24 protein-coding genes and 1 pseudogene are annotated in these 26,965 nt (G+C 40.3%); 11 read left to right on the forward strand and 14 right to left on the reverse strand.

Going from position 1 to position 26,965, the window contains the following annotated elements:
• Positions 1–64: 64 nt before the first annotated feature.
• Positions 65–427 (reverse strand): DUF2057 family protein, encoded by a 363-nt coding sequence (locus HHO47_RS17300; RefSeq protein WP_248291037.1) that lies wholly within the window; start codon positions 425–427, stop codon positions 65–67.
• A gap of 89 nt (positions 428–516) precedes the next feature.
• On the opposite strand from HHO47_RS17300, the gene HHO47_RS17305 reads away from it, so the two are divergent.
• From HHO47_RS17305 to HHO47_RS17315, 3 genes are all read left to right on the forward strand, one after another.
• Complete coding sequence (locus HHO47_RS17305) at positions 517–888, forward strand: histidine triad nucleotide-binding protein (RefSeq protein ID WP_169021418.1); 372 nt, start codon at positions 517–519, stop codon at positions 886–888.
• Between the two features lie 227 nt (positions 889–1,115).
• A complete protein-coding gene (locus HHO47_RS17310) occupies positions 1,116–1,772 on the forward strand; it encodes a helix-turn-helix transcriptional regulator (RefSeq protein ID WP_169021419.1) in 657 nt (218 codons plus the stop codon).
• Positions 1,773–1,904: 132 nt separating this feature from the next.
• Complete coding sequence (locus HHO47_RS17315) at positions 1,905–4,061, forward strand: ATP-binding protein (protein ID WP_169021420.1); 2,157 nt, start codon at positions 1,905–1,907, stop codon at positions 4,059–4,061.
• A gap of 478 nt (positions 4,062–4,539) precedes the next feature.
• On the opposite strand, the gene HHO47_RS17320 is transcribed toward HHO47_RS17315, so the two are convergent.
• The gene (locus tag HHO47_RS17320; RefSeq protein WP_169021421.1) at positions 4,540–5,955 is read right to left on the reverse strand and encodes a mannose-1-phosphate guanylyltransferase/mannose-6-phosphate isomerase; all 1,416 of its coding nucleotides are present in this window, start codon (positions 5,953–5,955) and stop codon (positions 4,540–4,542) included.
• A 171-nt stretch (positions 5,956–6,126) separates the two neighbouring features.
• Here HHO47_RS17320 and HHO47_RS17325 point away from each other — a divergent pair, with 171 nt between their 5' ends.
• On the forward strand, positions 6,127–9,399 hold the full coding sequence (locus tag HHO47_RS17325; RefSeq protein ID WP_169021422.1) for a methyl-accepting chemotaxis protein: 3,273 nt from the start codon (positions 6,127–6,129) through the stop codon (positions 9,397–9,399).
• Between the two features lie 97 nt (positions 9,400–9,496).
• A complete protein-coding gene (locus HHO47_RS17330) occupies positions 9,497–9,982 on the forward strand; it encodes a DUF4124 domain-containing protein (protein ID WP_348981671.1) in 486 nt (161 codons plus the stop codon).
• A 2-nt stretch (positions 9,983–9,984) separates the two neighbouring features.
• Here HHO47_RS17330 and HHO47_RS17335 read toward each other — a convergent pair whose 3' ends face one another.
• Together HHO47_RS17335 and HHO47_RS17340 are read right to left on the reverse strand one after the other, a co-directional pair.
• The gene (locus HHO47_RS17335; protein WP_169021423.1) at positions 9,985–11,100 is read right to left on the reverse strand and encodes an aminotransferase class V-fold PLP-dependent enzyme; all 1,116 of its coding nucleotides are present in this window, start codon (positions 11,098–11,100) and stop codon (positions 9,985–9,987) included.
• Position 11,101: 1 nt separating this feature from the next.
• Positions 11,102–12,274, reverse strand: a complete 1,173-nt coding sequence (locus HHO47_RS17340; protein ID WP_169021424.1) for a monodechloroaminopyrrolnitrin synthase PrnB family protein — start codon at positions 12,272–12,274, stop codon at positions 11,102–11,104.
• A gap of 142 nt (positions 12,275–12,416) precedes the next feature.
• Between HHO47_RS17340 and HHO47_RS17345 the strand changes: the two genes are divergently transcribed.
• Positions 12,417–15,143, forward strand: a complete 2,727-nt coding sequence (locus HHO47_RS17345) for a CHASE domain-containing protein (protein ID WP_169021425.1) — start codon at positions 12,417–12,419, stop codon at positions 15,141–15,143.
• Positions 15,144–15,280: 137 nt separating this feature from the next.
• The gene (locus HHO47_RS17350; protein ID WP_169021426.1) at positions 15,281–16,423 is read left to right on the forward strand and encodes a GNAT family N-acetyltransferase; all 1,143 of its coding nucleotides are present in this window, start codon (positions 15,281–15,283) and stop codon (positions 16,421–16,423) included.
• Here HHO47_RS17350 and HHO47_RS17355 read toward each other — a convergent pair.
• A complete protein-coding gene (locus HHO47_RS17355) occupies positions 16,420–17,010 on the reverse strand; it encodes a DUF938 domain-containing protein (protein WP_169021427.1) in 591 nt (196 codons plus the stop codon). The two genes, HHO47_RS17350 and HHO47_RS17355, sit on opposite strands and share 4 nt — an antisense overlap.
• A 337-nt stretch (positions 17,011–17,347) precedes the next feature.
• Between HHO47_RS17355 and HHO47_RS17360 the strand changes: the two genes are divergently transcribed.
• From HHO47_RS17360 to HHO47_RS17375, 4 genes are all read left to right on the forward strand, one after another.
• Positions 17,348–17,713, forward strand: coding sequence for a hypothetical protein (locus tag HHO47_RS17360; RefSeq protein ID WP_248291038.1), 366 nt, complete (start codon positions 17,348–17,350; stop codon positions 17,711–17,713).
• A gap of 8 nt (positions 17,714–17,721) precedes the next feature.
• The gene (locus HHO47_RS17365; protein ID WP_169021428.1) at positions 17,722–19,098 is read left to right on the forward strand and encodes a class II fumarate hydratase; all 1,377 of its coding nucleotides are present in this window, start codon (positions 17,722–17,724) and stop codon (positions 19,096–19,098) included.
• A gap of 117 nt (positions 19,099–19,215) precedes the next feature.
• Entirely contained in the window at positions 19,216–19,692 is a 477-nt protein-coding gene (locus HHO47_RS17370) for a hypothetical protein (protein WP_169021429.1), read from the forward strand.
• A gap of 11 nt (positions 19,693–19,703) precedes the next feature.
• Positions 19,704–20,102: a hypothetical protein gene (locus HHO47_RS17375; protein WP_169021430.1), complete on the forward strand. Its 399-nt coding sequence runs from the start codon at positions 19,704–19,706 to the stop codon at positions 20,100–20,102.
• Positions 20,103–20,121: 19 nt separating this feature from the next.
• Here HHO47_RS17375 and HHO47_RS17380 read toward each other — a convergent pair whose 3' ends face one another.
• The 9 genes and pseudogenes from HHO47_RS17380 to HHO47_RS19445 all read right to left on the reverse strand — a co-directional run.
• On the reverse strand, positions 20,122–20,307 hold the full coding sequence (locus HHO47_RS17380; RefSeq protein ID WP_169021431.1) for a hypothetical protein: 186 nt from the start codon (positions 20,305–20,307) through the stop codon (positions 20,122–20,124).
• Positions 20,308–20,370: 63 nt separating this feature from the next.
• The gene (locus tag HHO47_RS17385; RefSeq protein WP_169021432.1) at positions 20,371–20,688 is read right to left on the reverse strand and encodes a hypothetical protein; all 318 of its coding nucleotides are present in this window, start codon (positions 20,686–20,688) and stop codon (positions 20,371–20,373) included.
• On the reverse strand, positions 20,685–21,323 hold the full coding sequence (locus tag HHO47_RS17390) for a hypothetical protein (RefSeq protein WP_169021433.1): 639 nt from the start codon (positions 21,321–21,323) through the stop codon (positions 20,685–20,687). The genes HHO47_RS17385 and HHO47_RS17390 overlap by 4 nt, the downstream gene beginning before the upstream one ends.
• Before the next feature lie 65 nt (positions 21,324–21,388).
• Positions 21,389–22,081 carry a PspA/IM30 family protein gene (locus HHO47_RS17395; RefSeq protein ID WP_169021434.1) on the reverse strand — a complete coding sequence of 231 codons (693 nt, stop codon included), beginning with the start codon at positions 22,079–22,081 and terminating at the stop codon, positions 21,389–21,391.
• 30 nt (positions 22,082–22,111) lie between these two features.
• The gene (locus HHO47_RS17400; protein ID WP_169021435.1) at positions 22,112–22,525 is read right to left on the reverse strand and encodes a YjfI family protein; all 414 of its coding nucleotides are present in this window, start codon (positions 22,523–22,525) and stop codon (positions 22,112–22,114) included.
• Positions 22,526–22,604: 79 nt separating this feature from the next.
• A complete protein-coding gene (locus HHO47_RS17405; protein WP_169021436.1) occupies positions 22,605–24,326 on the reverse strand; it encodes a polyamine aminopropyltransferase in 1,722 nt (573 codons plus the stop codon).
• 3 nt (positions 24,327–24,329) lie between these two features.
• Complete coding sequence (locus HHO47_RS17410) at positions 24,330–25,229, reverse strand: DUF350 domain-containing protein (protein ID WP_169021437.1); 900 nt, start codon at positions 25,227–25,229, stop codon at positions 24,330–24,332.
• Between the two features lie 38 nt (positions 25,230–25,267).
• Positions 25,268–26,200 (reverse strand): CHAD domain-containing protein, encoded by a 933-nt coding sequence (locus tag HHO47_RS17415; RefSeq protein ID WP_169021438.1) that lies wholly within the window; start codon positions 26,198–26,200, stop codon positions 25,268–25,270.
• 120 nt (positions 26,201–26,320) lie between these two features.
• A pseudogene (locus HHO47_RS19445) lies at positions 26,321–26,831 on the reverse strand (IS630 family transposase); the annotation flags it as partial.
• Positions 26,832–26,965: the final 134 nt, after the last annotated feature.

The following is a 26,965-nucleotide window of genomic DNA, read 5'->3' on the forward strand; positions in this document are numbered from 1 at the left end:
AGCATTATATATTTACCAGACAAAATTCCTATCGTTGCCAATTTGGAAGCGCGCAATCAAACCATCATTGATTGTTTAGGTGAACAGTATCAGAAAATTTATTCTTAAAGTGGGTGCGGAAGATCGGGTTAAACACCACATCATAATCTGTATTGGCAGCAATGGTCATCGTTACCCAAAATGGTTCTGAGTCGACAACTTGATGCTCATCGTAACCTTGCTCGTACAGATCAGTGTATTTAAGTTTGAATTGATATACGCCAGGGACTAGTTCGATTTCATCAACACGATTGAAAAATGAATGTTCAATTTTCTTATCGCCCACTTGTAATGGGACTATTTCTTCAGGAAAATTAACGGTTTCAGCCACACTTGTCGCACTCAAAAGTAATGACACAATACCGCTTAAAAATATCTGTTTACACATAATAGCTCCTTGTTGTTTGATTTCAGTTTGACACTGCAAGCAAAGTTTGTCATTAGTGACTTTAGTACAACCAACAAAGAGCCTTTTAAATGAGCCAAGAAACTATCTTTACTAAAATTATTAACCGCGATATCCCAGCTGATATCATCTACGAAGATGAGCTTAGTATAGCGTTTAGAGACATCAATCCCCAAGCTCCTTTTCACGCACTGATTATCCCAAAAAAAGCAATTGCGACCATCAATGATATTACTGAGCAAGATGCGCCAATTGTTGGCCACCTGTATGTGGTTGCTGCGAAAATAGCCAAACAACAAGGCTTTGCTGAGGATGGTTTTCGCGTGGTTATGAACTGCAATGAACACGGCGGGCAAACTGTTTATCATATTCATTTACATATGCTAGCTGGTAAAATAATGGGATGGCCTCCTTACCAAGATAAGAAAAAAGGTTTAATTTAAACTAGTTTACTGTAAATATTTGTAAAAAATATTAGTTTTGGAGTAAATATTATTTGTTATTAATTTCAATTTGTTACAAGGTTTTTTAAATCGTTTCTTTGTAAAAAATACGAAAAACGTTATAAAGCTATGCATATCTTACCCCCCTAGTAATAAATTTCTAATACGAAAGGAGCGGATTTCATGTTAGGATTGATTGGTCAACTTTATTCAAGAGTATAATAAGTATGAGTAGTACAGCCTTTTTGTTACTAGATCTAGAGCCAATTAATACAATTGGTATTAATGTATTAGAGCCTTTATTAAAAACCCAAGGGCTCAATGTTACTAACGGAACAAACATAGCTGACGTTCCGGAGGGAACGCGCTTATTGTTTATCGAAACATCAAGTCAAGGCGCTTGGGGAAAATTGAAAGAGCAACTGGTCAATCTACGAGTTAAATGCGATATCGTGCTATTCAACTTAGACGAAAATCCAGAACTTGCTAATCGTGCCTTGTTAAGCGGCATTCGTGGTGTTTTTTATACTACCGACAACGCTGATGTGCTAATGAAAGGCATTCGTTTATTACTGGAAGACCAGCTATGGTATCGTCGCGATATCATGTGCAACGCGTTAAACCGTATGCTGCAATTTAATAAAGACGCATTACATAAACTTACTGACGGTGATATTGAACCAGTAAAATTAACTAAGCGTGAAAAAGCAATTATCTCTTTAATGAGTAACGGTTCTAAAAATAAAGAAATAGCTGAAGCGTTAAGTATTAGCCCACACACTGTAAAAACTCATTTATACAGTGCATTTAGAAAGACAAAGTGTCGTAATCGTATTGAGTTATTATCGTGGGCACAACAAAATATTCCTGACGAAATTCGCTAGCCTAGCAACTCTTATTCTAATATTAAAAACAGGTACTTTGTGCCTGTTTTTTGTTTATTCAAGCGCGATATTTGCTAACAAACACAATTGCCATTATCCTAAACTCGTCACCTAGATCTGCTTGGAATATGAATGCTCGACTCCCTCACGCTCTACTTTGCCAGCGCCGCCATAATGGGCGTCATGGCATTACTCAATTTTTTAACTTGGCGCGCTAACAAACACACTCCTGGCACAGTACTGTATATACTTTATCCTTTAGTGCTATTTATTGCCTTGATGAGCTTTGCCTTACATGGTCATTTCGATAGCATCGCCACTATTGTACTTGCAAATAGTTTATGGTTTAGTGCATCCATCATCCATACGTTAGCAATCAGCCAATTCTTAGATTACCGCGGCAAAGAGTTTCGGTTTTTTGTATTAGCAACCTTGCTCTGCGGAGCATTGCTAATGTACTTTACCGTAGTTGACTCTAATCTACGTAACCGTATGCTGGCCTCTGATTTACAGCATATAAGCGAAGCATTTTTCTTACTTTATTTATTTATTCGCTTTGCGCGCAAACCTTACCCTAACGGTAGCATCGTCTATATTTTGATCCTTACGATTATCAGCTGTATTTTTACCGGGCGAGTTTTTTTAATGGAAGGCGTAAACAACCTAACACTACTGAAAGAAAACTGGTTTAGCATTACGTTATTGATCAATGGTGTGATTGCGCCAATATTCTATACCACTGGGATGGCGTTATTGTGTAATGAGCGTAGAGAGCAAAATCTCAACCAACTAACGAGCAAAGCGCAAAAAGATTTAGAAATTCGCGGACTATTTTTATCAACTATTAGCCATGAAATTCGCACCCCCCTCAATGGTATTTTAGGCAGTGCACAACTAATTTTGAATCAATCAACCGATCACCGCGATAAACCTTACTGCGAAGCCATTATAAACTCTGCAGAATCACTTAACTTATTGGTTGATAAAGTACTTGATTACGCCAGCCTTGACCAACACAACGAATCACTCTATGAAGAAGACGTAGAATTTAAAACCTGGTTGCATAACTTATGTTTATTACTTAGCCCACTAGCTGAGCAAAAGCGTTTAAAGTTTGAGTTAATATACAATCTTCCTGAGCAAGCTTGTTACTACTGCGACCAACAAAAACTTCGGCAAATCATCATTAACCTCGTTGGTAATGCGATTAAATTTACCGACAAAGGTGAAGTTAAAATTCGCGTAGAGTTATTAGAGGAGCGCCAACTTGAACATCATATTCGTATTAGCGTAATTGACTCGGGGCCTGGCATTGAAGATGATGAAATAGAATACCTTACAGAGCCATACGTACAAAGTAGCGCAGGTAAAGAAAAGGGCGGAACAGGCTTAGGCCTTGCTATCACCAGCCGCCTACTAGCCAAACTGGGCTCCCAACTTGATATTACCAGTGAGTTAGATAAAGGCAGTTCGTTTAGCTTTGATATCACGCTTGTGCTTGGCGAACTCAGCCTTGTAGAACAGCGCCATCAATCAAAAGATTATTTAACTGGATTAGATGTATTACTGGTCGAGGATTTAGATTTAAATCAAAAAATAGCCATAGAATTTATGGCCGATGACGAACATAAAATCAAACTAGCCCGTGATGGTAAAAGCGCTATCGAGCTAATGCAAACCTACCATTTTGATGTGGTACTACTCGATATGAACTTACCGGACTTTACTGGTCAAGAGGTACTTAAAATCCTCAAAGGTATGGAGCATAAAAATCAACGTACGCCAGTACTCGCCTTTACTGCCAGTTTAAGTCCTGACGAAATAAAAGAATATTTTACTTTAGGGATCAAAGATATTGTTGGTAAACCTATAAAGCAACAAAAGCTACGCCAAGCATTGAGTGACTCACAAAACAGCCAAGCCCCAAGTGCTGCGGTAGAACTCAGTGACATTCTGTATGATGACACCGCTGCCGAAACATTAAAAAGTTCTTTTAGCGAAGACGAAATATCTTCTATATACAACGAGTTTGTACTGTCTGCTCGTAACAAACTGATCCGTGCTCAGCAATTATTAAACGACGATAAAGAACAATGTATCAAGCTACTGCATCGCCAAGCAAGCACCGCTTTACAGCTCGGTTTTAACCGCTACGGTATAGAGTTAAAAAAAATAGAACGACGCTTACTCGATAACAAACCGCTTAAAGAGTCACTCACAGAAGCATTGGTGTTATGGCAAAATAGCTTGGAGCAATATTTAAAGTACGTAAGAGAGCAGATGAGTTAGCGAGAGTGAAGTTTCAAGGAAAAAGTAGCAAGGTTAAAGTTACTCCTGTTTTAATGAGTAGAATCCTAGTTTTGTCCGACAACATTATTAACCGCCATTTTGGTGTGTTATAAACTACCAACATGTTGTTCTATAAGCAGTTAGGTATCAGGAGAAGTCATAAGATTTATACGCAAACTGATCGCTAAGAGGAAGCTACAACGGCTTGCGAAGATAATAACTCGCAAGACCGATCTACGAACTGAGCTGTCTTCTGATTCAAGCCCAAAACAGGAAACACTTGACGAATATTTGTACACCTGCATTAAATCAGATGACATATCTGAACTTATGCTCGAATTTGATCTTAATAAGGACTTCTATTTGGTTGCAAAAAATAGCGGAATTGAAAATTCGTCAATCGGAGAAACGTTGTACGAGTACTGGTATGGCAACATTACAAAGCGTGATTTGGCGGGGTTGATCAATGCCTAATCGGCTATCTACCATATTGATCATCAAAGCGCTCTATATCTGCTTCATCTAAAATACTACCTGTTTGTACTTCAATCACGATCAGCGGCTCAATTTGACTATTTGCTAAGCTGTGGATCTGACCTGGTGCGATGTAACAAGACTGATCAGACGTTAAAATCTGTGTATCACCAGCAATACAAATATCTGCCACGCCTGAAACTACAACCCAATGCTCCGCCCGATGCTGGTGACGTTGAGTAGAGAGTCTACTGCCACTATTTACAGTGATTTTTTTAACTTTAAAGCCACTCCCCTCTACTAGCACATGGTAACTACCCCAAGGTCGATACATAGCTTGATGATGGAGCAATTTATCTTCGTGCTTGACGGCTAATTGCTTTAATAGTTCTGGGAGATGATCTAACTGGCTTTTACTCGCGACTAAAGTTGCATCATGGGTGTGAATAATCGCTAAATCACTCACCCCAAGGGCAGCGATGCTATGACCTTCTTCACCGCTGAGCAAGTTGTTATGACTATGTAAAACCACGTCATCTGTGCTTAGGCTATTGCCTTGCTCGTCTTTATCGACACTTTGCCATAGCGCATTAAAACCGCCGACATCATTCCAATTCAGCGCTAAAGGCAGCACCGCCACATTGGGGCTGCGTTCTAAAATAGCATAATCGATTGAATCACTTGGACAGCTTTTTAAGGCTTCGTTATTGGCACGGGTAAAACCTAAGTCGCGACTAAAGTTGGCGGCTGCTGCAATACAACTGGCGATTTTTGGTGCAAAACGCTCAAGTTCAGCAAGGTATGCGCTAGGAGTGAATAAAAACATACCGCTGTTCCAGCTGTACTCGCCACTGGCAAGATATTGCTGTGCTAATAGTAGGCTGGGTTTTTCTTTAAATTCATCCACTTTATAGCAGTTTGAAGCCGCTATTTTTGTGCCATTTTTAATATAACCGTAACCGCAATGAGCTGAATCTGGCTTAATTGCAAAGGTAATTAATTTACCCTGTTGCGCCAAGTTTACCGCATCAGGAAGTTGCTCTATTAACAACTCAAAGTTATTAATCTGATGATCGGCTGGCATCACTAATAAAGGTTTATCAAGCCCTTGCTGTAATGCATATTGTGCTGCCAATGCGATGGCGGGAGCTGTATTTTTGCCATCGGGCTCTAACAGTAACGCCATGGTTGCAGCATCGATTTGCTGGCATTGACTGCTGACAATAAAGCGATGCTGTTCATTACAAACCAAGATTGGATCGGTAAAACATGAGTCAGAGACTCTATTTAAGGTACTTTGCAATAATGACTCATCTCCCAGTAGAGGTAAAAACTGTTTTGGCATAGCTTGGCGTGATAATGGCCATAACCGCGAACCGATACCACCGGCCAATACAACTGGAATAATGGAGTTTTTCATAGCAAACACACTTTAATTTGAATGCCCGTAGTTTAACAGAGTATAGCGAGCCCATTACAGCATCTAAAAAATCTATTTTTTGTCATCGACTCGCTTTTAATTCAAGCTGTTCTACACTAAATCTTAATTACCGCATTAGGTTTACAGCTTTACTTTGATAAGGATGTTTTTATGGTTAGCCAAACCAGTTCATTCAGAGACTTTGTACGTAATATCAGCTTGACTAAAAAGCTTGTTATTGCCTTTTTGCTCGTTGCATTAATTCCCTTGGTGATTGCCATCAGTCTTGCACTGTATAACTCTGCGACAGCTTTAAATAAACAAACTTACGCTCAATTAGAAGCGGTTAGTGAAATAAAAAAAAGCGCCATTGAAAGGCATTTTGCCGATATACATGCGCAATTATTATTTTTAGCACAAAGCCCTTTGCTCCACACCGCAGCTGATGAACTTAGCCGTGCATTTAAAGAGCCCTATACAACCGCCCTCGACAGCACCGCAGAGCAACAGCTGGCAGATTACTATCACAATGACTTTAATACTAAATACCGGCTTGAAAACGAAGATAAATTGCCAACCCCTGAGCTGCTTTCTATACTTTCGCCCACAGCTAAATATTGGCAATCACAATACCTAGCAGATAATCCATATCCACTTGGCGAGAAAGCAAAATTAGCCCAGGCAAGTGCAGACAATAACTACAATCTACTACACAGCAAATACCATGGTTTTTTATTAGACTTTGCGCAGAAATTTGATTTTTACGATGTCTTTATCATCGACAATCGCAGTGCTGAAGTGATTTACTCTGTTTACAAAGAAGTTGACTTTGCCACCTCTTTACTTGATGGACCTTATGCTAGTAGCAACCTAGCATTGGCATTTAAACAAGCAAAAATGATCAATGAAGATGAAATTACCTTTGTAGATTATCAGCAGTATTTGCCATCTTATAATGCACCAGCCAGTTTTGTCGCCACCCCGATTTATAACCAAGGCGTACATACCAGTACCTTGGTTTTTCAACTATCCATTGATGCCCTGAACGTCATTATGACTGAGCGGGCAGGTTTAGGTACAAGTGGCGAAACATATTTAGTCGGACCTGATTTTTTAATGCGCTCTGACTCCTTTCTTAACCCCGACAACCATTCGGTCGTAAATTCTTTTCGCTATCCAAGCATCGGTAAAGTAAAAACACTGGCAACTGAGCTTGCTCAGCAAGGGAAAAAAGGTCAGCAAGTAATCACCGATTATAGTGGCTCCTTAGTACTGTCGTCTTATCAACCCGTTAACGTATTAGGCATGCAATGGTCGTTACTGGCCGAAATAGATAAAAACGAAGCTTTTGCCACGGTCAGTCATTTAACGACGATTCTTGTTAGCACCTTAATCATATCGATTATTGGCATCACTCTGGTCGCAATTTGGTTTGCTCGTTCACTCACCCATCCGGTGCAATTACTGGTCGACACAATGCGTCACGTTGAACAAAAAGGTGATTTCTCGGTACGAACGCCAGTGCTTTCGAATGATGAAATAGGCTCATCGGCAAGTGCTTTTAATTGCCTGCTTGATGCACTGCAAAGCTCTATTTCCCAAACCAATACAGTTATGAATAAAATGGCCGCAGGTGAATTTAACCACCGAATTAGTGCGCCCTGCAAAGGCGAATTAGATTCCTTAAAACAGGCCACAAATAATTGCGCAGACTCGCTAGAGCAAGCAATGAGTGAACTAAATCATATTATAGATGAAATGAGCCAAGGAAATTTTAATAGCCAAATAAAGACTCCAATGCAGGGACAATTAGCGACCTTAAAACAAAATATAAATGGCTCACTGCAATCGCTAAATAGCACCATTACTGAAATTGTCGGGGTGATGAGCCATATTGAACATGGTGATTTTAAACAACAAGTTACGGTAGCCGCACAAGGCTCTTTGGCGCAATTAAAAAACAGTGTGAATAATTCAGTACACAGTTTAGCCGGAGCAGTAAGTGATATCAGCCGCGTAATGAGCGCACTACACGATGGAGATTTTTCACAACACCTTGAGCAACCTCTGCGAGGCCAGTTAGCCACACTTAAAAATGATATCAATGCCAGCGTCGACAATCTCGCGTTAATCATTAAAAATATTAACGATGTTATGGCGGCTGTAAATGCAGGCAACTTTAAACAACAAGTAAATTGCAGTGCCAATGGCCAATTATCAACTTTAAAGCACAATATTAATAACTCAATTATGGGTTTAGACACTGCTGTAAGTGAAATATCAAACGTTATGCTGGCGATCAGTAAAGGTAACTTCGAACAGACAATCGATAGCGACATGAATGGCCAGCTAAATGTGCTTAAAGATGATGTAAATAGCTCGATTAGTAATTTAAGTATTGTTATTGCTGAGCTTGCGCGCGTTATGGCAGCTATGCGTAGCGGTGATTTTAATCAACAACTAGAAACAAACATGCAAGGCCAATTAGCGCAACTGCAAAATGATGTGAATAGTTCTTTGACCATCACCGCAGATGCAATCGCAGAAGTAACTAAGGTATTAAGCGGGCTTGCTCAAGGCAATTTAAATCAACAAGTACAGCAGGATTACCAAGGTGTATTTGCTACATTAAAAGCAGATGTAAATCAAACGATTGAAAAACTTACTAGTGTTATTAGCAGTATTCAAGAGTCTGCCTCAAGAGTGTCACAAAGCGCCGCAGAAATAGCAGAAAGTAACACCGAAATAAGTCAACGCACTGAAGAGCAAGCAGCTAATTTAGAAGAAGCCAGTGCCAGCAGCAGCAACATGCTGGATGAAATAGCGGCGATAGCTAAGCAAGCAAACGAAGCGGTTAAGCTTGCAGAAAACGCTAAAATAAGCGCAACTGAAGGGGGCGAGCTGTCCACACAAACGGTTCATGCCATCGTTGAGGTCAATAATTCCAGTAAGGATATTAATGAGATTGTCTCTGTTATTGACGAAATAGCATTTCAAACCAATTTATTAGCTCTCAACGCTGCAGTAGAAGCAGCCAGAGCTGGCGAGCATGGTCGTGGGTTTGCGGTCGTAGCCAATGAGGTTAGAGAATTAGCAGGACGCAGCGCAACCTCGGCGAAACAAATTAAAACTATAATAAGCAACAGCAACCAAAAAATTAGCCACGGTACAGCTCTGGCTAATTCATCCGGTGAGAAACTAAAGCAAATTGTCAGTGCTGTGGCTGACGTTAACCATATGATCGTGTCAATCAATAGCTCTTCGATTACTCAACAGCAGGCAATTAAAGAGGTAGATATTGTGGTACAACGTCTAACAACCTTGATCCAAGAAAACTCAGCGATGACTGAAGAAACTATGGCTGCGGCGAAACAAATGGCAGAGCAAGCTAACACTATGCGTCACTTACTCGGGTATTTTTCACTGCAAAAGGCGCCTTTATAAGGTAAATAAAATCGCAACAATTAATTGGCGATTCAAATTAACAAACTTGTTAAACTAGCTGTACTGGATTTTTTCATGCGAATTTAGGGATTAATAAGTGTACTTGCGACAACTTCAGTTAACAATGGTGTCTGCTGTAGCGATGCTGATACCACCAGCTGCTGAGGCTACAGCTGTTTACCAATGCACGGTTGATGGCGTGGCTACCTTTAGTCAACTACCTTGTGGTGACGATGCTAAAGAAATCAAAATTCCGCCAACTAATGTAACTCAAGCAACAAATACGCAACCGAGCAAAGAGCTTATGGGATCTGTAGATAGTTATGTTGCGATTCAAAAAATTGATCGTGAAATTGCAGTTTATCAACGAGAAATAAAGCAACTTCAAAATACGCTTGCAGAACAAAAAACCAAAATAAACTATATGACGCAAGATTCTGCAAATAAAATGGGGGCAAACTCAATTGCTGATGCGATAGCAAAACGCACAGCACAAGCTGAGCAACGCATTGAGCCGAAAATAAAGCAGCATCAGCAGCAAATTAATGCATTAAACGCGTTTAAAGCGCAACTAAGCCAATAAATTTAGCTTAGGGTGTGTTGAACCACTTTTATTAGCTGTGTTATATCACTACTGTTGTTATAAATATGCGGTGAAACTCGCATCCCATATGCTCGCGCATCGACACTTATATTCGCCTGAGACAGTGCACTTAATACCGCTGACTGTTGCTCGCCAAAATTTAAAATAGCTGTACCGCTACATTTTTCTGGTGTTGTTGGTGACACTAAATATGGCCTAAACTCTGCACTTAATTGTTCAAGTAGCGCCAAGTTATGCACTCGCACTGTTGCTACACCCAATTTGGCAAAGTAACCAATGCTATGTCCGGCGAGGACAAATGGTGCAATCGATGGAGTACCACCCCAAAAACGCAATGCGCTATCATGATATGCAAAGTGATTAATATCAAACTCAAATGGATTTTGATGTGAAAACCATCCCACATCTTGCGGTTCGCACACATTTAGTTGCGCTTGGTTTACCCACAAATACGCCGCACCGGGACCTGAGCATAACCACTTAACACTAGAACCAATCATAAAATCAACACCAACTTGGCTTAAATCTAGCGGCAATACACCAGCTGACTGCGCCACATCAACAAGACTCAAACAGCCCACTTGCTTACACAGTTGCGTAATTTCAGCTACGGGCGCTTGCTGACCAGTATTTGAATAAGCGTGACTGATAAAGACTAAATCAATATCTGTTTGAATATATTGTTGCCACTGTGCGCTATCAGTTAAATCTATATGTTCAGGAATAAACTTTATTTCCGCGCTGCTTGCCAGCGCTTTTTGCATTGCAAACCCCATGCTAGGAAAGTCACTTTGCGCCATCAACACCTTACAATTAGCTTGCTGTAAGCGAGGGTGCGACATAACTAACTTTGTTAAAGCGCTCGATAAATTTACTTGTGGGCAAAATTGCCTGCTCGGTGAATTAAACAATACACTTAGCGCCTGAGTAAAGCGCTCAATGGCTGGCAGCCACTGTTGCCATGGCTCTTTATTGCTCGCCTGCCAAGGAGCAAAAAAATGTTGGTTAAAATCATCTTGGCTGCTTTTCAGTGCACGGCCAACAGAGTGATTTAGTAAGTAACAACCAACCGCAAGATCAAAGTCATCTTTGTACATGCTAATTACTCACCCATTGCTTTAATTGTACTAAATCATCATAACGAGTTCTTATATCATCACGCTTTGCTGCTGCTCGACGATCTCTTAATTGTTCAAGAGAATCCAATAATACATGCAATGGCGGACCGCTAGCAGTCACTTTATTCATATGTTGCTGTTGCATATGTTGAGCTGGCTGAGCTATAAACTTACTAACCAGTTGATTGTGGTGACCTATGGCAGTATCGCCATGCAGTTTACATACTTGTATAAACAACTTGGCATTGGTTTTAAACCACGAGCTATCGCGGGCATCTCCTGCCGCTAAGAAGTCATCCATTATGCTTGGCATACGCATAGACTCTCGCAGAATTTGCTGATCTTCAGGCATCATATATAAAAATTTATCCACCAGCATTTGCGAGTAACTCGGTTCGTTGGCAAAGCATAAACCTAGCAGCATATCTATAACGTTAATCCCGGCGAAATCTCCCGCATTGGCACCACGGTAAACCTCTTTGCCAACTCGATACGGCTTATAGTAAGGACGTACACAGAAAAAGAACCGCTCGCTATCTAACTGATTATATAAAGCCGTATTCGATTCGATCACATCAACCAACGCCTGCTTAGCAACTTTAAGCAAATCACCGCATAGCGGGTGTGAAATCCCTAAGGGCTGAATTTTTAACAATGCATCAGCTGCTCGTTTATAGGCTAAAATCCCCTTGGTATTGTAATCTATGAATAATTTTTCATCAGGTAGATCAGTAAAACGCTTATAAAGACCATTAATCGCCTTATTATGGGTGGTTAAATGAGCCGTCGCAAAGCGTGGGGTAACCCCTATTGATGCACCAATATGCATGGCTAGTGCCGAGGCCTCAATTAAAGGTGAGGTTGTCTCGCGCGATGGTTCAGTGATCTCATGACGTCGACAAGCCGCCATAAATAACCCTACATTACCAAGTAAATCAAACGCACGATCAAATCCTTCATCAGTATTGCCTTCTGCCAGTAGCTTATGAATGTGCGCATTACCTTCAGTTTCTAACTGATGCTTAAATTGCTCCCCGACAAATTCTACGTTGGCTTTATCTTCTTGTTGCCAATAAATAGCCTCTAGTTGACTATTAATTTCTACAAAGCGGGTTCTAAGCCACTCATCAAATGCCTGGGTATTATTACTCACAGATATTACTCCACACCAAAGTTCATTGCATTTATGTTAACAGATAATATAGAGTAGCTACCACTTTAAAAAATAATACGATTTAGTGCCAATTCGCTATACTGAAACATCACTATAAAAATCATACTTAACAAGGATGCATGTGAAGATTTTTCGTTCAACATCCAGCTCTTTTGTGTTCTACATATTGTTTACGGTTGCTTATCTTGCAACTGGTAAGTTATTGACTAATTTTGCCTTTCAATCACAAGTCATCCCTATTTGGCTCCCTGCTGGTATTGGCTTAGTTGGCTGTTTTATCTGGTGGTGGCGTTTTATTCCGGCATTATTTATTGCCTCTGTCGCCTTTAATTTAAGTATCGGTGATAACGCGATCACTGATCAGGTTTTAATTGGCAATACCTTAGAACAAGTACTGCTAATCGGCTTAGGTGCAGTGCTACAAGGCATGATTGGCGCGGCTCTTTTAAAGTACTGGGTAGGTCATCCGCTGTATTTAAAACAACGCCAATCTATTATTTATTTTATTTTTATCGTCGGTATTATCGTCAGCCTCATATCAGCTAATATTGGCGTCTATGCTTTAAGTCAATTTAATCCCGCCTACAGCATTGATAATCACTGGAAAAATGTTACTTTTTGGTGGTTAGGTGACTCACTCGGCGTGCTGATCGCAACCCCTTTTTTATTGGCGTTACTACAGCCTAAATTTAAACGACACTACGTCACCCCATTGCCTACCATTGCAGTGTGCTCAGTATTGTTCGTCTCTGTAGCCTTCACCACAAAGCTATACAACCAAGAGACTTATTCAAATGCGATACAAATTGCCAAGCGTGAAACATCTATCATTGAAAACAGTTTATTACGTAATTTAAACCTCAGCCAAATAACCGTGCAAAGCCTTGCAAGCCAAATCCAATCAACACCGACTTTGAGCAAGCAAGAATTTGATAGCTACAGTGCCCAATTACTGGCTGAGCATGCATTTATTAAAGCATTTTCATGGAACCGCAAAATTTCTCCTGCTCAGGTCAGTGATTTTAACAATCAACTCAATGAAATTTATAATTCATATAACTTTGATCCGAGCATTAAAGGGGCCGCATTATCAAACAACGATCCTTTAGTGATTATCACCTATATCGCTCCTTTTGCAGAAAACCAATCCGCTATTGGTTTTAACCTCAATTCTCGTACAGATCGTCGTGAGACTTTACTCGATCCACGCATCAAAAACCGCCCTGTAGGCACTAAAATAATTCAATTAATTCAAGCACAAAAACCTGAACCCGCTTATTTATTATTTGCTCCTGTGTATCAACAAAATAATGAGGTTGCCTCAATTAAAGGCTATGCAACAGGTGTATTTTTAGTGGAAAACATACTTGCTCAATCGCTTACGCAAGCACAAAATAAGATGTTTAATATCTCTGTTTATGAAGCCAATGCTACCAACCCGTTTTATAAAAACACCGAAAATGTGCCAACCAAAAGTAATAAACTTACAACTATCAAGATTAATTTTGCAGGGCAAACATGGCTAGTTGATTTAACAGTTAAAGATGAGTTCCTACCGCATCAAACTAATCACATGACACTTTTTTTAATTATTCTACAGGTCATTGTAAGCTCGCTTATTTTACTGATATTACTGTTATTCAATCATCAACAGATTGCTCTATCGCGCTTAGTAGCGGAGCGTACTCGCTCGCTTGTCAAAGCTAAAAAGCAATCTGATTTAGCTAATCAGGCTAAAAGCCGGTTTTTAGCAAATATGAGTCATGAAATTCGTACACCACTTAATGCAGTGATCGGTTTTTCAACCTTAGCTAAAAATGAAGATAGCTCTGAAACTCTTATCGGTTATCTAAATAAAATCAACCTAGCTTCTAAGTCATTGTTAAGTTTGATAAATGATGTACTCGATATATCTAAAATTGAATCACAAAAGCTCACCTTGGAAGTTGCTCCTTTTGATTTAAATGCTCTACTTGCTCGCATTAGTAGTATGTTCGAACAAAGCGCAGAACAAAAAGGCATTCACTGGAAAGTTGATAACCAATTACCAACCGATATTTGGTTTGAAGGTGATGTTATGCGAATTGAGCAAATTTTATTAAATCTGTGTAGTAACGCCATTAAGTTTACCTGCGAAGGTGAAGTAAGTATTAACGCATACAGCAAACAGATAACCGATAAACGTAGGCAAATTATCCTAGCTATTAAGGACTCTGGCATCGGCATTGCCCCATCAGAGCAAAGTAAATTATTTAATGCATTCACCCAAGCAGATAGCTCAACATCACGTAAGTTTGGTGGCACGGGGCTCGGCTTAACAATCGCAAAAGAACTTTGCTTACTAATGTCTGGAGACATCAGTGTACAGAGCGAGCCAGATAAAGGCTCCACATTTACCCTGTCTGTCGAGTTAAATACGTGTGCTGCGCAACAAGTAACAGCAAAGTACACACAACAACATGTTGATTTAAGCAAACTAAAAATACTGGTTGCAGAAGATAACAGCGTCAATCAATTAGTGATAAAAGCAATGCTTAGCTCTTTGGGGATCACCCCAACGCTGGTTGAAAATGGCGAACTGGCAGTAGCGCAAGTTAAAATAAATGACTTTGATTTAGTGTTAATGGATTGCCAAATGCCGATTATGGACGGTTACCAAGCCACCGCCTTAATACGTCAAATTAAAAGTACTGAACAATTACCCGTCATTGCCTTAACCGCTGATGTTATGCCTGAAGATAAAGCCAATGCCTTAGCAATTGGTTTTAATCAACATCTTGCAAAACCCCTCGAACTCGATAAGCTAACTGAATGCCTAATCAATTATGTTGATGTTTATGAGCCTTAATGGAATATTACTAACTCTCATTTTATTAACAACCTCTAACTTTACTATCAGCCAAACCAACTGCGTTACTCAGTTAACTGATTTAAACTATATTATGAACAGCAAAAAGCAGGTGAAGGCTCGCAGGGCAATCAATAATGAGTATATTTAGTCACCGCTGGTTAACCAGTATCAGTGCAATAGATGCCGCTGTTTGGCAGCAGTTTTTTGCCGATAATCCATTTACTGATCATGCTTTTTTATTTGCATTAGAACAAAGCCAATGCGTATCAGCCGCGACTGGTTGGCAACCGCAGCATTTAGCCATTTACCAAAATGATACTTTGGTGGCATTAGCACCTGGCTATCTAAAAAGTCACTCTTATGGCGAATATGTATTTGATTGGGCATGGGCTGAAGCTTACCAGCAACACGGTTTAGAGTATTACCCTAAGTGGTTATCTGGCTCACCGTTTAGCCCTATAGAAGGTCAACGCCTTGCGATTGCACACTCACACCCGGAACAAGTGTATCAGTACATTACACAGACTTTAACAGCTCAGTGTGAGCAACAAGATTGGTCTGGCTGGCACATTAACTTTTGCTCGCAACAGCAAGTATCTCAACTCACACCACATCAATGCATGCATCGAATTGGCGTGCAGTTTCAATGGCAAAATCAAAACTACGCTACTTTTGACGATTTTTTAGCGCAGTTAACCGCGCGAAAACGTAAAGTATTGAAAAAAGAGCGTAATAAAATAACCCAGCAAAATATTAGTATTGAATGGCTGCAAGGTGAACAAATAACTAAAGCTGCGATGAGCCAGTTTTGCGAATTTTACCAACGCACTTATTTAAAACGCTCTGGCCACATGGGTTATTTAAATCATGACTTTTTTATTTTATTACATGCCTTAATGGCCGATAAACTGGTGATCATGCATGCCATCCATGATCACGACGTGGTCGCTGCAACACTGAGCTTTAAAAATAATCACACATTATACGGGCGCTATTGGGGAGCTATAGCAGAAATTAATTGCCTGCACTTTGAGCTTTGCTATTACCAAGGCATTGAATATTGCATTAAACATCAGCTTCAGTGTTTTCACTCAGGTGCGCAGGGCGAGCATAAAATAGCACGAGGTTTTGCACCGGTATTTACTCACTCCGTACATGCCGTAATGGATGCTACTTTTAGTCCTGCGATAGCAGATTACTTACAACGAGAGCGCCAACATATGCGCATTTATCATCAGCAATGCACTGAATTATTACCTTTTAAGATTGATAGCTAATGGCGTTTAAAAATCAATAACTGATTATTAGCGGGCATCGCAATATCATCAACAAGCATTAACCCTGCTTGCTCAGCCAATTGCTGTACCCATTCTAAATCACGAATGCCACTTTGACCCTCTTGCTGATTTAAAAATTCATCAAAACGCTGATTACTTTCACTGGTAAAGTTGCCGTTGTATTTAAATGGGCCATAAATACACACGAGACCTTTTGACGCTAAATGCTTATTAACACCAGTAAAAAATTGCTCAACTAACGGTTTGCTGACGATGTGTAACGTATTAGCAGTATAAATAGCATCAACGGTATTTACTGGCCAAGGGCGATTTAGGTCTAACTCTACTGGTGCGTGCAAATTACCTAGCTTTGCTTCATCAAGCCACTGTTTAATACCCTTATGATTAACCAAGCGATCACTGGTATACCATTGTAAGTGAGGTAAATTAGCAGCGAAGTGCACGCTGTGTTGACCCGTACCAGATCCCACCTCTAACACACTCTCGACTTGTGTTAAATATGCTGTGATAACGCTTAATATTGGATTCTTATTATTTTCACACGCTTGCGAGAAAGGTTTCGTCATATATATTTCCAAGCATCTCAATACAGATGCACCAAGATTGGTAAAGTGTGTCCATTAGTAAAGCAAATCTTGCAACAGATGTCGCTATTAAATACTTAATTTTATATAACAACGATATAATTCAAAGCAATAGATAAAATAGGTTGCGATGAACGTGTCACTGTAACTGATTTACTATCGCAACCAAATCAAGCATTAATACATGAAACAGACCAATATTTATTCCTGGCTATACTTAAACAACTCACCTTCCTCCAATATTTACAATTTGTGACTTGCACCGCAACCGATTAACTGTAATGATAACAATTACCATTACAGTTAATCGGTTTTTCTTATGCATGAATATCACGCTATGCTTTATTATCAACAGCAAATGAAATGTATTTGCCCGCGACCAGGGCTACATGCGCCAGCTCTAGTGGCAAACTATATTGAAGCTGGCCTGAGTGCTGCACGTAATTACGAAAAAAACCATAGCCTATTGCTGCAAGAGCTCTATCTAAGAAGCACTTTCCATGAAATTCTCAACAAAATGTGCGACCCTTTAGTCCATTGTGCAATTCGCAAACAATGTTTAGAGCAACTTTATAAACCGTTACTGGCATTAAAGCGCTTTTATAGCAGCCACAATAGTATCAAGAAATACCTGATACTAGAGCGCGAAGCCCGTATTCTCAGTCACGAATTTAACCCTTTCTAGGAGTTTTCATGAGCGAATTTAGAACCGAATCAGATAGTATGGGCGAATTACAAGTCCCTACAGATGCACTTTACCAAGCGCAAACTCAACGTGCTGTAAATAACTTTCGCATTAGCGATTTAGTAATGCCAAAACAGTTTATTACCGCGCTTGCTTATATCAAACAGGCCGCAGCGCAAAGCAACTGCGAGCTTGGTCATCTCAGTAAAAATAAAGCACAGTTAATCGAGCGCGCATGCCAAGAGATTATTGATGGCCAGCATTTAGAACACTTTCCTATTGATGTATTTCAAACAGGGTCAGGCACTAGCACTAATATGAATGCTAATGAGGTAATTGCAACCTTAGCAAGTCGTTATGGTGATGAGGTTATCCACCCCAGCGACGACGTAAACATGGGCCAAAGCTCTAACGACGTGATCCCTACCACTATTGCTGTAAGCAGTGTAATTAACGTGGTGTATGAACTATTTCCGGCGCTGGATCAGCTATCACAGACGTTGGAGCGCAAAAAGTCAGAAATAGGTGAAATCGTAAAAACGGGTCGAACTCATTTGATGGATGCCATGCCAGTGACATTTGCGCAAACTCTAGGGTCTTGGCAACACCAAGTTGATAGTGCAATGGCAGGGATCCGCTACAGCCTTGAAGGGGTATCTGCTTTAGCGCAAGGAGGCACAGCCGTTGGTACTGGTATAAATGCCGATCCCTTGTTTGCTGAGCAATTTTGTAAAAATCTCAGTGCCAATGTCGGTGTACGTTTTGTGCCAAGTAAGAACTTTTTTTATAACATAGGTTCGCAAGATACCATTGTCGCTTTATCAGGGCAGTTAAAAGTACTCGCCGTCGCACAAATGAAAATAGCAAACGACCTACGTTGGATGAATTCAGGTCCACTCGCTGGCCTTGGTGAAATCGAACTGGAAGCCTTGCAACCCGGCTCATCAATTATGCCCGGTAAAGTAAATCCTGTGATCCCTGAAGCGGCAGCCATGGTTAGTGCACAAGTGATTGGTAATGACGCAGCCATTACTGTTGCAGGTCAATCTGGTAACTTTGAACTCAATGTAATGTTACCTGTAATCGCTTACAATATTTTGCAAAGTATTGATTTACTGGCAAATAGTAGCCAAGCATTAGCTGATAAAGCGATTCGATCCTTTAAAGTGAAACACACAAATATCGACAAAGCACTCGCCAAAAACCCCATATTAGTGACCGCGCTTAATCCAGTCATTGGTTATGCTAAAGCGGCTAAAATTGCCAAACAAGCATATCAAGATGGCCGTCCAATTCTTGATGTTGCTGAGCAAGAAACTGACCTATCACGTAGTGAGCTGGAAGCTTTGCTCAATCCCGCAAAATTAACCCAAGGCGGGCTATAAGAATATTAAACCCGTCCTTAGCGTCGGGTTTAACCTTTGAATGTCATAGTTTTTATTGCTGTGTTATCTGCAAAGTGTATGATGGTGATTACTTGTTCATCACTGTAAAGGTTTATCATGCGCTTATTTATTATCGCGCTTCTACTGCCGTTATGTTTATCGGCTTGTTCTGATGCTGCCACCCCGAATAACAATCAACTTAGCCCAACTCCTGCGACGCTAGCTAAAAATAATCAAGCAACTAAGTTAAATCCGCAAACAGAAGTTCCGGCAACAAGAGATAACATTAAAAAGGTCCACCAGCAATTACAGACACAAATTGCAGATCTAAACTGCGATAACAGCTCTCAATGTAAAGTATTACCGGTTGGTAGCCGTGCGTGCGGCGGTCCTAGTAGCTATATTGTTTACTCTAATAAAACGGCCAATGAGCAAGCCGTTGAAAAGTTAACTCAGCAGATCACCAGACTTGAAAGCCAGTTTAATGCACAGAACAAGATGATCAGTATTTGTCAGCACCTGACTGCCCCTGCGGCTCAGTGTATTGAAAATAAATGTGTTAAACTAGAAAGCTCTGCGACAAGTGTTTATTAAGGGAAACCAATATGAGTCGTTCATCATATTCTAAATTTTTAGTAACAACAGCCAGTTTGCTGATCCTCAGCGGTTGTGTCAGCACTTCTGACTCAACACCAGCAAACGACAATACAAATGTATCTAAATTAAATAGCGCATTGGCTGAGTTGGTGCAAGATAATAGCTGTACAGCGAGTTTTCAATGTAAGGTGCTTGAAGTAGGCCAACGTGCCTGTGGTGGCCCAAGTCGCTATGTAGTGTACTCAACCTTGCACACACAACAAGAAAATGCAGAGCAGTTAGCGGATCAAATTACTGAGCAAGAAACTGCCGATAATCAAACCAATGGTTTAACTGATTGTTTACCGGTTTTACCTGTGCAAGCATTATGCATTGATCAGCAATGCCAGTCGTTTGAGCTAAAATAGTCGCTCTTCTGCAACCGCGCTATACCAATAATGGGATCAGCGCGGAAATTACCACCACCGCCACAATACAAATCCCCGCTTTAAAAATAAAATGCATCGGCACCTGCTTTTTAACCCAATAGGCATAAATAAACCGTAAGAAATAACTCGCTGCCGTGCCAAACAAAGCAAAAATTAGTAGATAGGCGATTAAAATAATATTCACAACAACTCATTATTTGATAATTTAAGCCCTAAGTGTAAGAGCTTAATAATCAGAAGGCAAAATCTAGCGTTGACTAGTTCGAGCAATCAGCAACTCAGCAACTTGCTGTTTTACTGCCCGCTTATCATCTGGGGCAACGCCAAAGCGTTCAGCAAGTAATGCTATTTCTTCATCATTAAGGTTAAAGGATAAACGTTGACGCGTTTTTTTTGATTTAACCTCAAGTGATAAAATTTTGCGGATCATATCGGATGGCGTTAGCTCTTGATCAATGGCTTGCTTTTTTATCGATTTTTGCACTTCACTGCTAAGATCAAACGCCATTTGCGTGGCTCTTACTGCCTGCTCCTGACGTAACCATTTATCTTTTGCATTACTCACTGCGCATCTCCAGGGAACAGATCAACAATGTCTGTGATTGGTCGGGTTAAAGTGAGTGATACCTCAGTTTCTCCACCATCCCAAATCTCAATATTTAAACCATGACTCCCATCGCTCGACTCAAGACAAATCATTTCGCATGGCTCGCCACCTTCTTGCTCATAGCGTGGTAATGGCTGGCTACGGTAATCTTTATTATGAAAATAACACACAAACGGTGATTCACTTTGTTGATAGCTTTTTGCTAAAAACTGCATGTAACGCTCAGGTGTATTTTTCACTTCTAAGTAGGTTAAATCGTCTTCGTCAAAGATGCGTGCAAACTCATCCAATGTGAATATTTCATCCACTTCATCACGTTGGATTTTGATTGAAAAATTCGCCCACTCTTCACCATCGCTGCGCTCTATTTGCAAAAAAATCACCTTGCCAGCATCACTTTCAAGTACTAGCTCATAATCAGCCCTGTGCTGATATTGATAAGTTTGCACATCGGTAACGCGCAATGTTTGGCCTTTTAGCCAACTTGGGTAAGCAAACGAATCAATCACTGTGAACATATCACCTTTTTTAAGTTCACTAGGGTGATTCAATTGACGTTCAGGGGCTTTTTTAGACTTAAAGAAGTTAAACATAGACTGCCTCATAAGCAAAAAAGGTAACTTATAATAAGTTACCTTTTAATAATCGTAATTGCGCGTTAGCCGTTTTGCTTCGCTTTAATACGCGCTAAGATATCTGCACTTTTTGGATTGCTATCACCAATTCCAGCTTCAGCCATTTTAGCTTTAAGATCATCACCATTAGTGTCAGCTTCAAGTACTTTAGCAGCACCAAGCTGGTCACTACGATCTTGCTGACGTTGCTTGATACGCTCAAGTGATTGGCGTGCATTCGTCATCGACGAGCTATTAGTATTAAGTGTGCTATTTACTGCCATTGTTGCTTGTTGCACGCTTTCAGTGGTTTTAACCATGGTAAGCTGACGTTGGTTTTCTTTGATAGACTTTTCAGCATCTTTTACTTGCTGCTTCAACGTTACAATGTGATTGCTAAAACCAGCTAACACTTGATCATGCTCTGCTTTTTCAGCTTCAAAGTCGCCAATTTTCTCAGCAATTTCTAGTGCTAACGCCTCATTACCTTTTTCAAGTGCTTGACCTGCATACGCTTCGTGCTCAGCAATTGAGGCATCTAATGCGCTAATCTTACGCTTCGTTTGCATTTCTTTAGCCATCACTTCAGTTAGGCTTTTTTTAGCACGCTGCAGCGCATTTTGCGCATCAGCAATTTCTTGTTCAAAGATACGAATACCATTCGCGTCAACAATTGCTTCGCCCGCTTCACGCGCGCCGCCACGTACTGCTGTAAATAACTTTTTTAAAATACTCATAATCTTAACTCCACTTAAAATAGCTAGCTGTTAATCGTTTAAATAAATGGTTACCGCTTCTAATGCATCGATGGCATTATCAGCTAAAGTAACTAGCTCATGGGTAATATCATCAAACGATGAATTAACCGACAAAGCACCAAAGATCGCATATTTATCATCAACCTTCGCAAATGCACTCAGTGGGATTGGTACATTCAAACGTAATAAGGTTTCATTCAACTCATCACGTAGTTCAGGCTTCACTTCCTCATCAGCAAACAAATAGCTAATACATAACAGCTGCTCTTGTGTCTGAGTAACAAAAATTGGAAGCTCATCATTGCCATCTACTATGACTTGCAACACATCTTGCTCGCCTGGGTTGGCAATCAAGAAAGACTCAAAGTTAGCGCCTTCAGTTTCAAAAGATGCTAGTTTTATTGAAAGTTCATTTAATTCCATGTCTCTGCCTTTTGTCATTTGACATATTATGTCTAAGTTAAGATTCGCATGGCAGACATATTATGTCAACCATGATTTATTAATTTTTATATAATTCGCTTTCTATCTGCCATGCACTGCGATAATAATCATATAAAGTACCTGAGCCTAATTGGTTGACTTCAATATCATTTATTTGTTCAAAATAATGATTAGGGAATACAAATGCTGCCAATAAATATTTTTTACTGATCCACCTAGAAGCAACCGGTAAGCTTGTTATATCGCTAATTCTCGCACTTGCAGATTGACCTGCGGTGGTTGCAATCGTCCATCCCCATTGTCCAAATGATGGAATATTTTGCTGATATTGCTCAACATGCTTAAAACCTGCCGCTTTAACTGTTTTACCAATACTTAAAAATGCTTTTTTAGCATGATAAGGGGAAGTTGATTGCACAGCCATTGCCCCATCTGCGGCTAGTAATTGACGGATATGATTATAAAAATAGTCGCTGTACATTTTGTTTAAATCGGGATGATTCGGATCCGGTAAATCAATAATGATGGTATCAAAACGCTTACCTTCATCAAGTAACCGCTCTACTTCAAGAAAAGCATCACCCACTTTAATATACGATCGAGGATCAGCCATTGAGTGCTTATTAAGTTTAGTTAAGCGCTCATGAATAGCAGCCGGAGGGTTAAATTCATCGTCATCATGACCAAATAAACTAAGTAACTGGGCATCTAAATCAATTAAGGTGACTTCTTTGACAGGCCACTTCAATACGTCTCTTAGCGCTAACCCATCACCACCGCCTATAATCAATACATTATCGTGACGGTTCGACGCTAATAATGGCGGATACACTAGCATTGAATGATAAATTTGCTCATCAATGCTAGAAAACTGTAAGCGACCGTTTAAGTAAAGATCGGTAATTGGATCGGGTTGATTGCGGCTCAATCGCTCGGTTAACACCAGATGCTGATACTTAGTTGCCTCAGAATAAATAACTTTATCCTTATAAAGCACATTACTTAAATCTTTCATCCAGCTACTACCAAGCATTAAAATAAAACCAAATAACACCAGTAAAGCGATATGACATACCAATAATAGTTTCGCGTAACGGACATAGCTATGATAACGCCACAAGAATGCCAAACCTGCGATAATATTAAATAGCGCAGTCCATGCTGCAGCCTGCATGATTGGCATAGCCAACATAATGCTGACCCAAATAGCCGCCCCAATACCTGCACCTATATAGTCGGCACCGTAGATCGTGCCAGCATTATTTTCTAAGAAACGACCATAAACATGCTGACGTATGCGAGCGATAAGTGGAATTTCCATACCGATTAATAGACCTAACAATAAGCCAAATACATAAGGGAGGAATCGTGACCACTCTTGGAGTTTTTGAAATATATAGCCGTTAAGAATTACATCAGCTGGTAGATTAAAAATGTCAGAAAAAATATGCGGTAAAGAATAACTAACAGCAATAACGCTGGCTATAGCTAAGATACAGCCCATACCTACGATTGCAATAAGACTTTCAAGCCACGCAAAGGCGGTAAAGGCATCCTTAAACCAACGCGCTAAAAAAGCCCCTATACCCATTGCTACGATCATAGTGCCTATCATTGCATAAATAGCGCTCTCTACAGAGCCCAAAACTCGTCCAGCATAATGAGATAGCAGATATTCATAAATAAGGCCACACCCAGCGAGTATGGCCATCACAGTAATTAATAAAAAATCATGCCCAAGTAAGGAGTACTTACTTGGGCTTTGCTTAGAATGTGACAAGTTTTACGCGCCTAATAGAGTTGCCATGGTAATGCCCACAGCAAACGAGATTGCCGCTGAAATAGTTGCTACACCCACATTTTTTTGACGGTTCACTTCGTCTGATATATCACAACCTGAAAGGATAATTTTAATCGTAATTAAATGCAGTACGATAAATGCGACTAAACTAACCAAAGCGCTAATCGCCCAAAAGATCAAGCTAGTGTTAATGCTATCTGCAGCATAAGGCGCGATACCAGAAGCCGCAGTAAGCGCAAGCGCACTACCGATTAAAAAGCCAGCATAGCGAATACCAACAGCCAAGTTACCATCAACGATTGCTTGTTGTAGGCAATCTCCACTTCGGTTAGTACGCTTAAATAGTTGCACGCGATACTGGCTCACGAGCAATAACGCAATGCTACCAATAATAAACGCTGCTATAATGATTGGTAAACCATGCCAGCCTTCTGTAGCTACCCAAAATAGCGCTGAGCGAATCACGATTGCCACGCTCACAACATGACCAAAATCAATCACCGCGGCAGTTACATTACCCTTCACTATTTCATCATGTAAGCTGACTTTGCGCAGTGCCACTTTATCTTGAAAAAAGTGCCCAAGCTTTATTAGCACAATAGCTAACAAACCATAAGCTGCCATTTGTAATGCTTCTTGCTGTAAGCTCACTGCAAATGCGCCACTGCTTACACCCGTTAGCACAATTGCTAAAGCAACTAAGCCGGCAGCAAAGCTAATACCAAACGCAAAGTTATCACGCTCAGTGATCTCATCATTGGCATGTAAGTTAGACACCCAACCTTTGATATATTTAAGGCTAACAAACAGTGCAATAATAATCGCAAAATCAATCGCGATTGCTTGTAGTGACCACATAGTTATTCCATTAAATTCGTACATATTCTTTAAACTCCAACACTAAATCTTTAAATAGCCGTTTACTTACCGCGACTGACACCGCGAGAGGTTCTATTATTGCTGTTTCTTACCGATCCCGAGTATTTACTATAGCTACTGGTTTTGGAGTAACTACTGCGACTTTTTGGCGGTGTATAACTGCTACGACTTAACCCAGAAGCCCCGGTTTTTTTAGACGCATAAGGGCTTGTGAATTGCTTACCTTGGCGTTGATACGATTGCTTAGTACGTGTTTCAACGGCGGTTTGTGCTTTAATTTGCTTAGGACTAGAGTAACGCGCACGACCATAATCATTGTAGTAACTATACTTACGGCGCTTGCTCCAACTACCATATTCAACACGGTCAAGTACATCACCTAAAATACGGTACATGCCATACCATTGCCAAAAACTAATGCCATTACTATTAGTTTGCCAGTTGCCGTAATTTGGATTGCCGACTAACTGGTTACCTTCACCAACCCCTTCAGCCTGCTGACTGATTGCACCGACACGCGCAAGCGAGCCACCCGACATATCAGCAAGCATGTTAATAGGATCGGTCAAAGCGTCCGAAAATAAAGCGGGCTTTGCAGCATCTCTCAACAGATCAATATTTTGCAGTGTCGCATCGTAAGGAGGTATAAGGTAAGTACTTTTGATATCAGCTAAGCGTTGTTGCAAACCTGAGTAAAGCGCGCCTTTTCGAGTTGCATCTTGCACGAGCACGCCAGCAATTTTAGCTAGCTCTGGCTTGTCATTGCTAAGTATACGGCCATATTCGCTTAATAAAGCGGCATTACGAATTGAGCCGTTATCTAAGGCACTACCAAGCCCTACTAACTCAACTTCAGCTTTAGCTATAGATTGTTTAATTGTTTCTTGTAACTGCTCTTCTTTCGATTGACAGCCCATAAGTAAGCTTACCAAACAAAATAAACTGATAAGTTTCCAAGCTTTTATATTCGACATTCATGTCACCTGATTTACTAAATTAACCTATCTAGTTTTACACAGGACAGAAAGTAAACCAAGGATGAAATTGCAACAAATGATGATTAAGCGGACACGAAACACATTCCACACTCTACTTACTTGCTCAACCGGATTAAGTTCTGGTGAGTAAGGAGGCAACGGTATCACCGACACATTGTTAATCCCTTCACTAACATTACCCATATGCCAGCTTGCGCGATCAACAATAACTACTGCGTGCCGTCCACATGGCGTAGCATCTGAAATGAGTTGTAAGTGTTGCTTCATATATCCTTACTCAAATAAGGGGCTATAATCGCCTCTGTTTGCCCTGTTGCGGGGCATACTGCACCAAAAATATGAGTGGATAGAAATAAATTGCTGTTGTTTGACCACGCGGGGCCTTGAACCTTTCTTTGCCCAAATTTTTGAGGTGGTATTTTGTTGCCCAAATCGCGCTTCATCTTGAAACCACACATCCACTCTATCAAGCGCCACGTGGCCTGGAATTGTGATGATCGTATTATAATGGAAGTTTTTTAAAGTCTTCTTGTGCCTCAATTGACTGTTTAGGATGTTTAGAACGAGACGTTATCCATGAAAGATTAAGCATTAAATATGTTTGGTATCATTAATAATACCAATGCTTTTTATTAAGTGATCAAATTTATCCATTTTCTCGAACAGATACGCTTAACGTTATCAATGTCTGAGCGAAATGTATTCCACGCCCTACTTACTTGCTCCACAATATCGTCATAA

The organism is Pseudoalteromonas arctica (assembly GCF_012927645.1).
Taxonomy (GTDB): Bacteria; Pseudomonadota; Gammaproteobacteria; order Enterobacterales; family Alteromonadaceae; genus Pseudoalteromonas; species Pseudoalteromonas arctica_A.

Excerpts from the sequence above, each read along its gene's own strand:
- HHO47_RS17410 (WP_169021437.1), bottom strand. The coding sequence starts at position 25,229 with ATGTACGAATTTAATGGAATAACTATGTGGTCACTACAAGCAATCGCG.
- HHO47_RS17375 (WP_169021430.1), top strand. The coding sequence starts at position 19,704 with ATGAGTCGTTCATCATATTCTAAATTTTTAGTAACAACAGCCAGTTTG.
- HHO47_RS17365 (WP_169021428.1), top strand. The coding sequence starts at position 17,722 with ATGAGCGAATTTAGAACCGAATCAGATAGTATGGGCGAATTACAAGTC.
- HHO47_RS17305 (WP_169021418.1), top strand. The coding sequence starts at position 517 with ATGAGCCAAGAAACTATCTTTACTAAAATTATTAACCGCGATATCCCA.
- HHO47_RS17360 (WP_248291038.1), top strand. The coding sequence starts at position 17,348 with ATGCATGAATATCACGCTATGCTTTATTATCAACAGCAAATGAAATGT.
- HHO47_RS17415 (WP_169021438.1), bottom strand. The coding sequence starts at position 26,200 with ATGTCGAATATAAAAGCTTGGAAACTTATCAGTTTATTTTGTTTGGTA.
- HHO47_RS17315 (WP_169021420.1), top strand. The coding sequence starts at position 1,905 with ATGCTCGACTCCCTCACGCTCTACTTTGCCAGCGCCGCCATAATGGGC.
- HHO47_RS17355 (WP_169021427.1), bottom strand. The coding sequence starts at position 17,010 with ATGACGAAACCTTTCTCGCAAGCGTGTGAAAATAATAAGAATCCAATA.
- HHO47_RS17300 (WP_248291037.1), bottom strand. The coding sequence starts at position 427 with ATGTGTAAACAGATATTTTTAAGCGGTATTGTGTCATTACTTTTGAGT.
- HHO47_RS17390 (WP_169021433.1), bottom strand. The coding sequence starts at position 21,323 with ATGTTTAACTTCTTTAAGTCTAAAAAAGCCCCTGAACGTCAATTGAAT.
- HHO47_RS17320 (WP_169021421.1), bottom strand. The coding sequence starts at position 5,955 with ATGAAAAACTCCATTATTCCAGTTGTATTGGCCGGTGGTATCGGTTCG.
- HHO47_RS17395 (WP_169021434.1), bottom strand. The coding sequence starts at position 22,081 with ATGAGTATTTTAAAAAAGTTATTTACAGCAGTACGTGGCGGCGCGCGT.
- HHO47_RS17350 (WP_169021426.1), top strand. The coding sequence starts at position 15,281 with ATGAGTATATTTAGTCACCGCTGGTTAACCAGTATCAGTGCAATAGAT.
- HHO47_RS17325 (WP_169021422.1), top strand. The coding sequence starts at position 6,127 with ATGGTTAGCCAAACCAGTTCATTCAGAGACTTTGTACGTAATATCAGC.
- HHO47_RS17310 (WP_169021419.1), top strand. The coding sequence starts at position 1,116 with ATGAGTAGTACAGCCTTTTTGTTACTAGATCTAGAGCCAATTAATACA.
- HHO47_RS17400 (WP_169021435.1), bottom strand. The coding sequence starts at position 22,525 with ATGGAATTAAATGAACTTTCAATAAAACTAGCATCTTTTGAAACTGAA.
- HHO47_RS17370 (WP_169021429.1), top strand. The coding sequence starts at position 19,216 with ATGCGCTTATTTATTATCGCGCTTCTACTGCCGTTATGTTTATCGGCT.
- HHO47_RS17335 (WP_169021423.1), bottom strand. The coding sequence starts at position 11,100 with ATGTACAAAGATGACTTTGATCTTGCGGTTGGTTGTTACTTACTAAAT.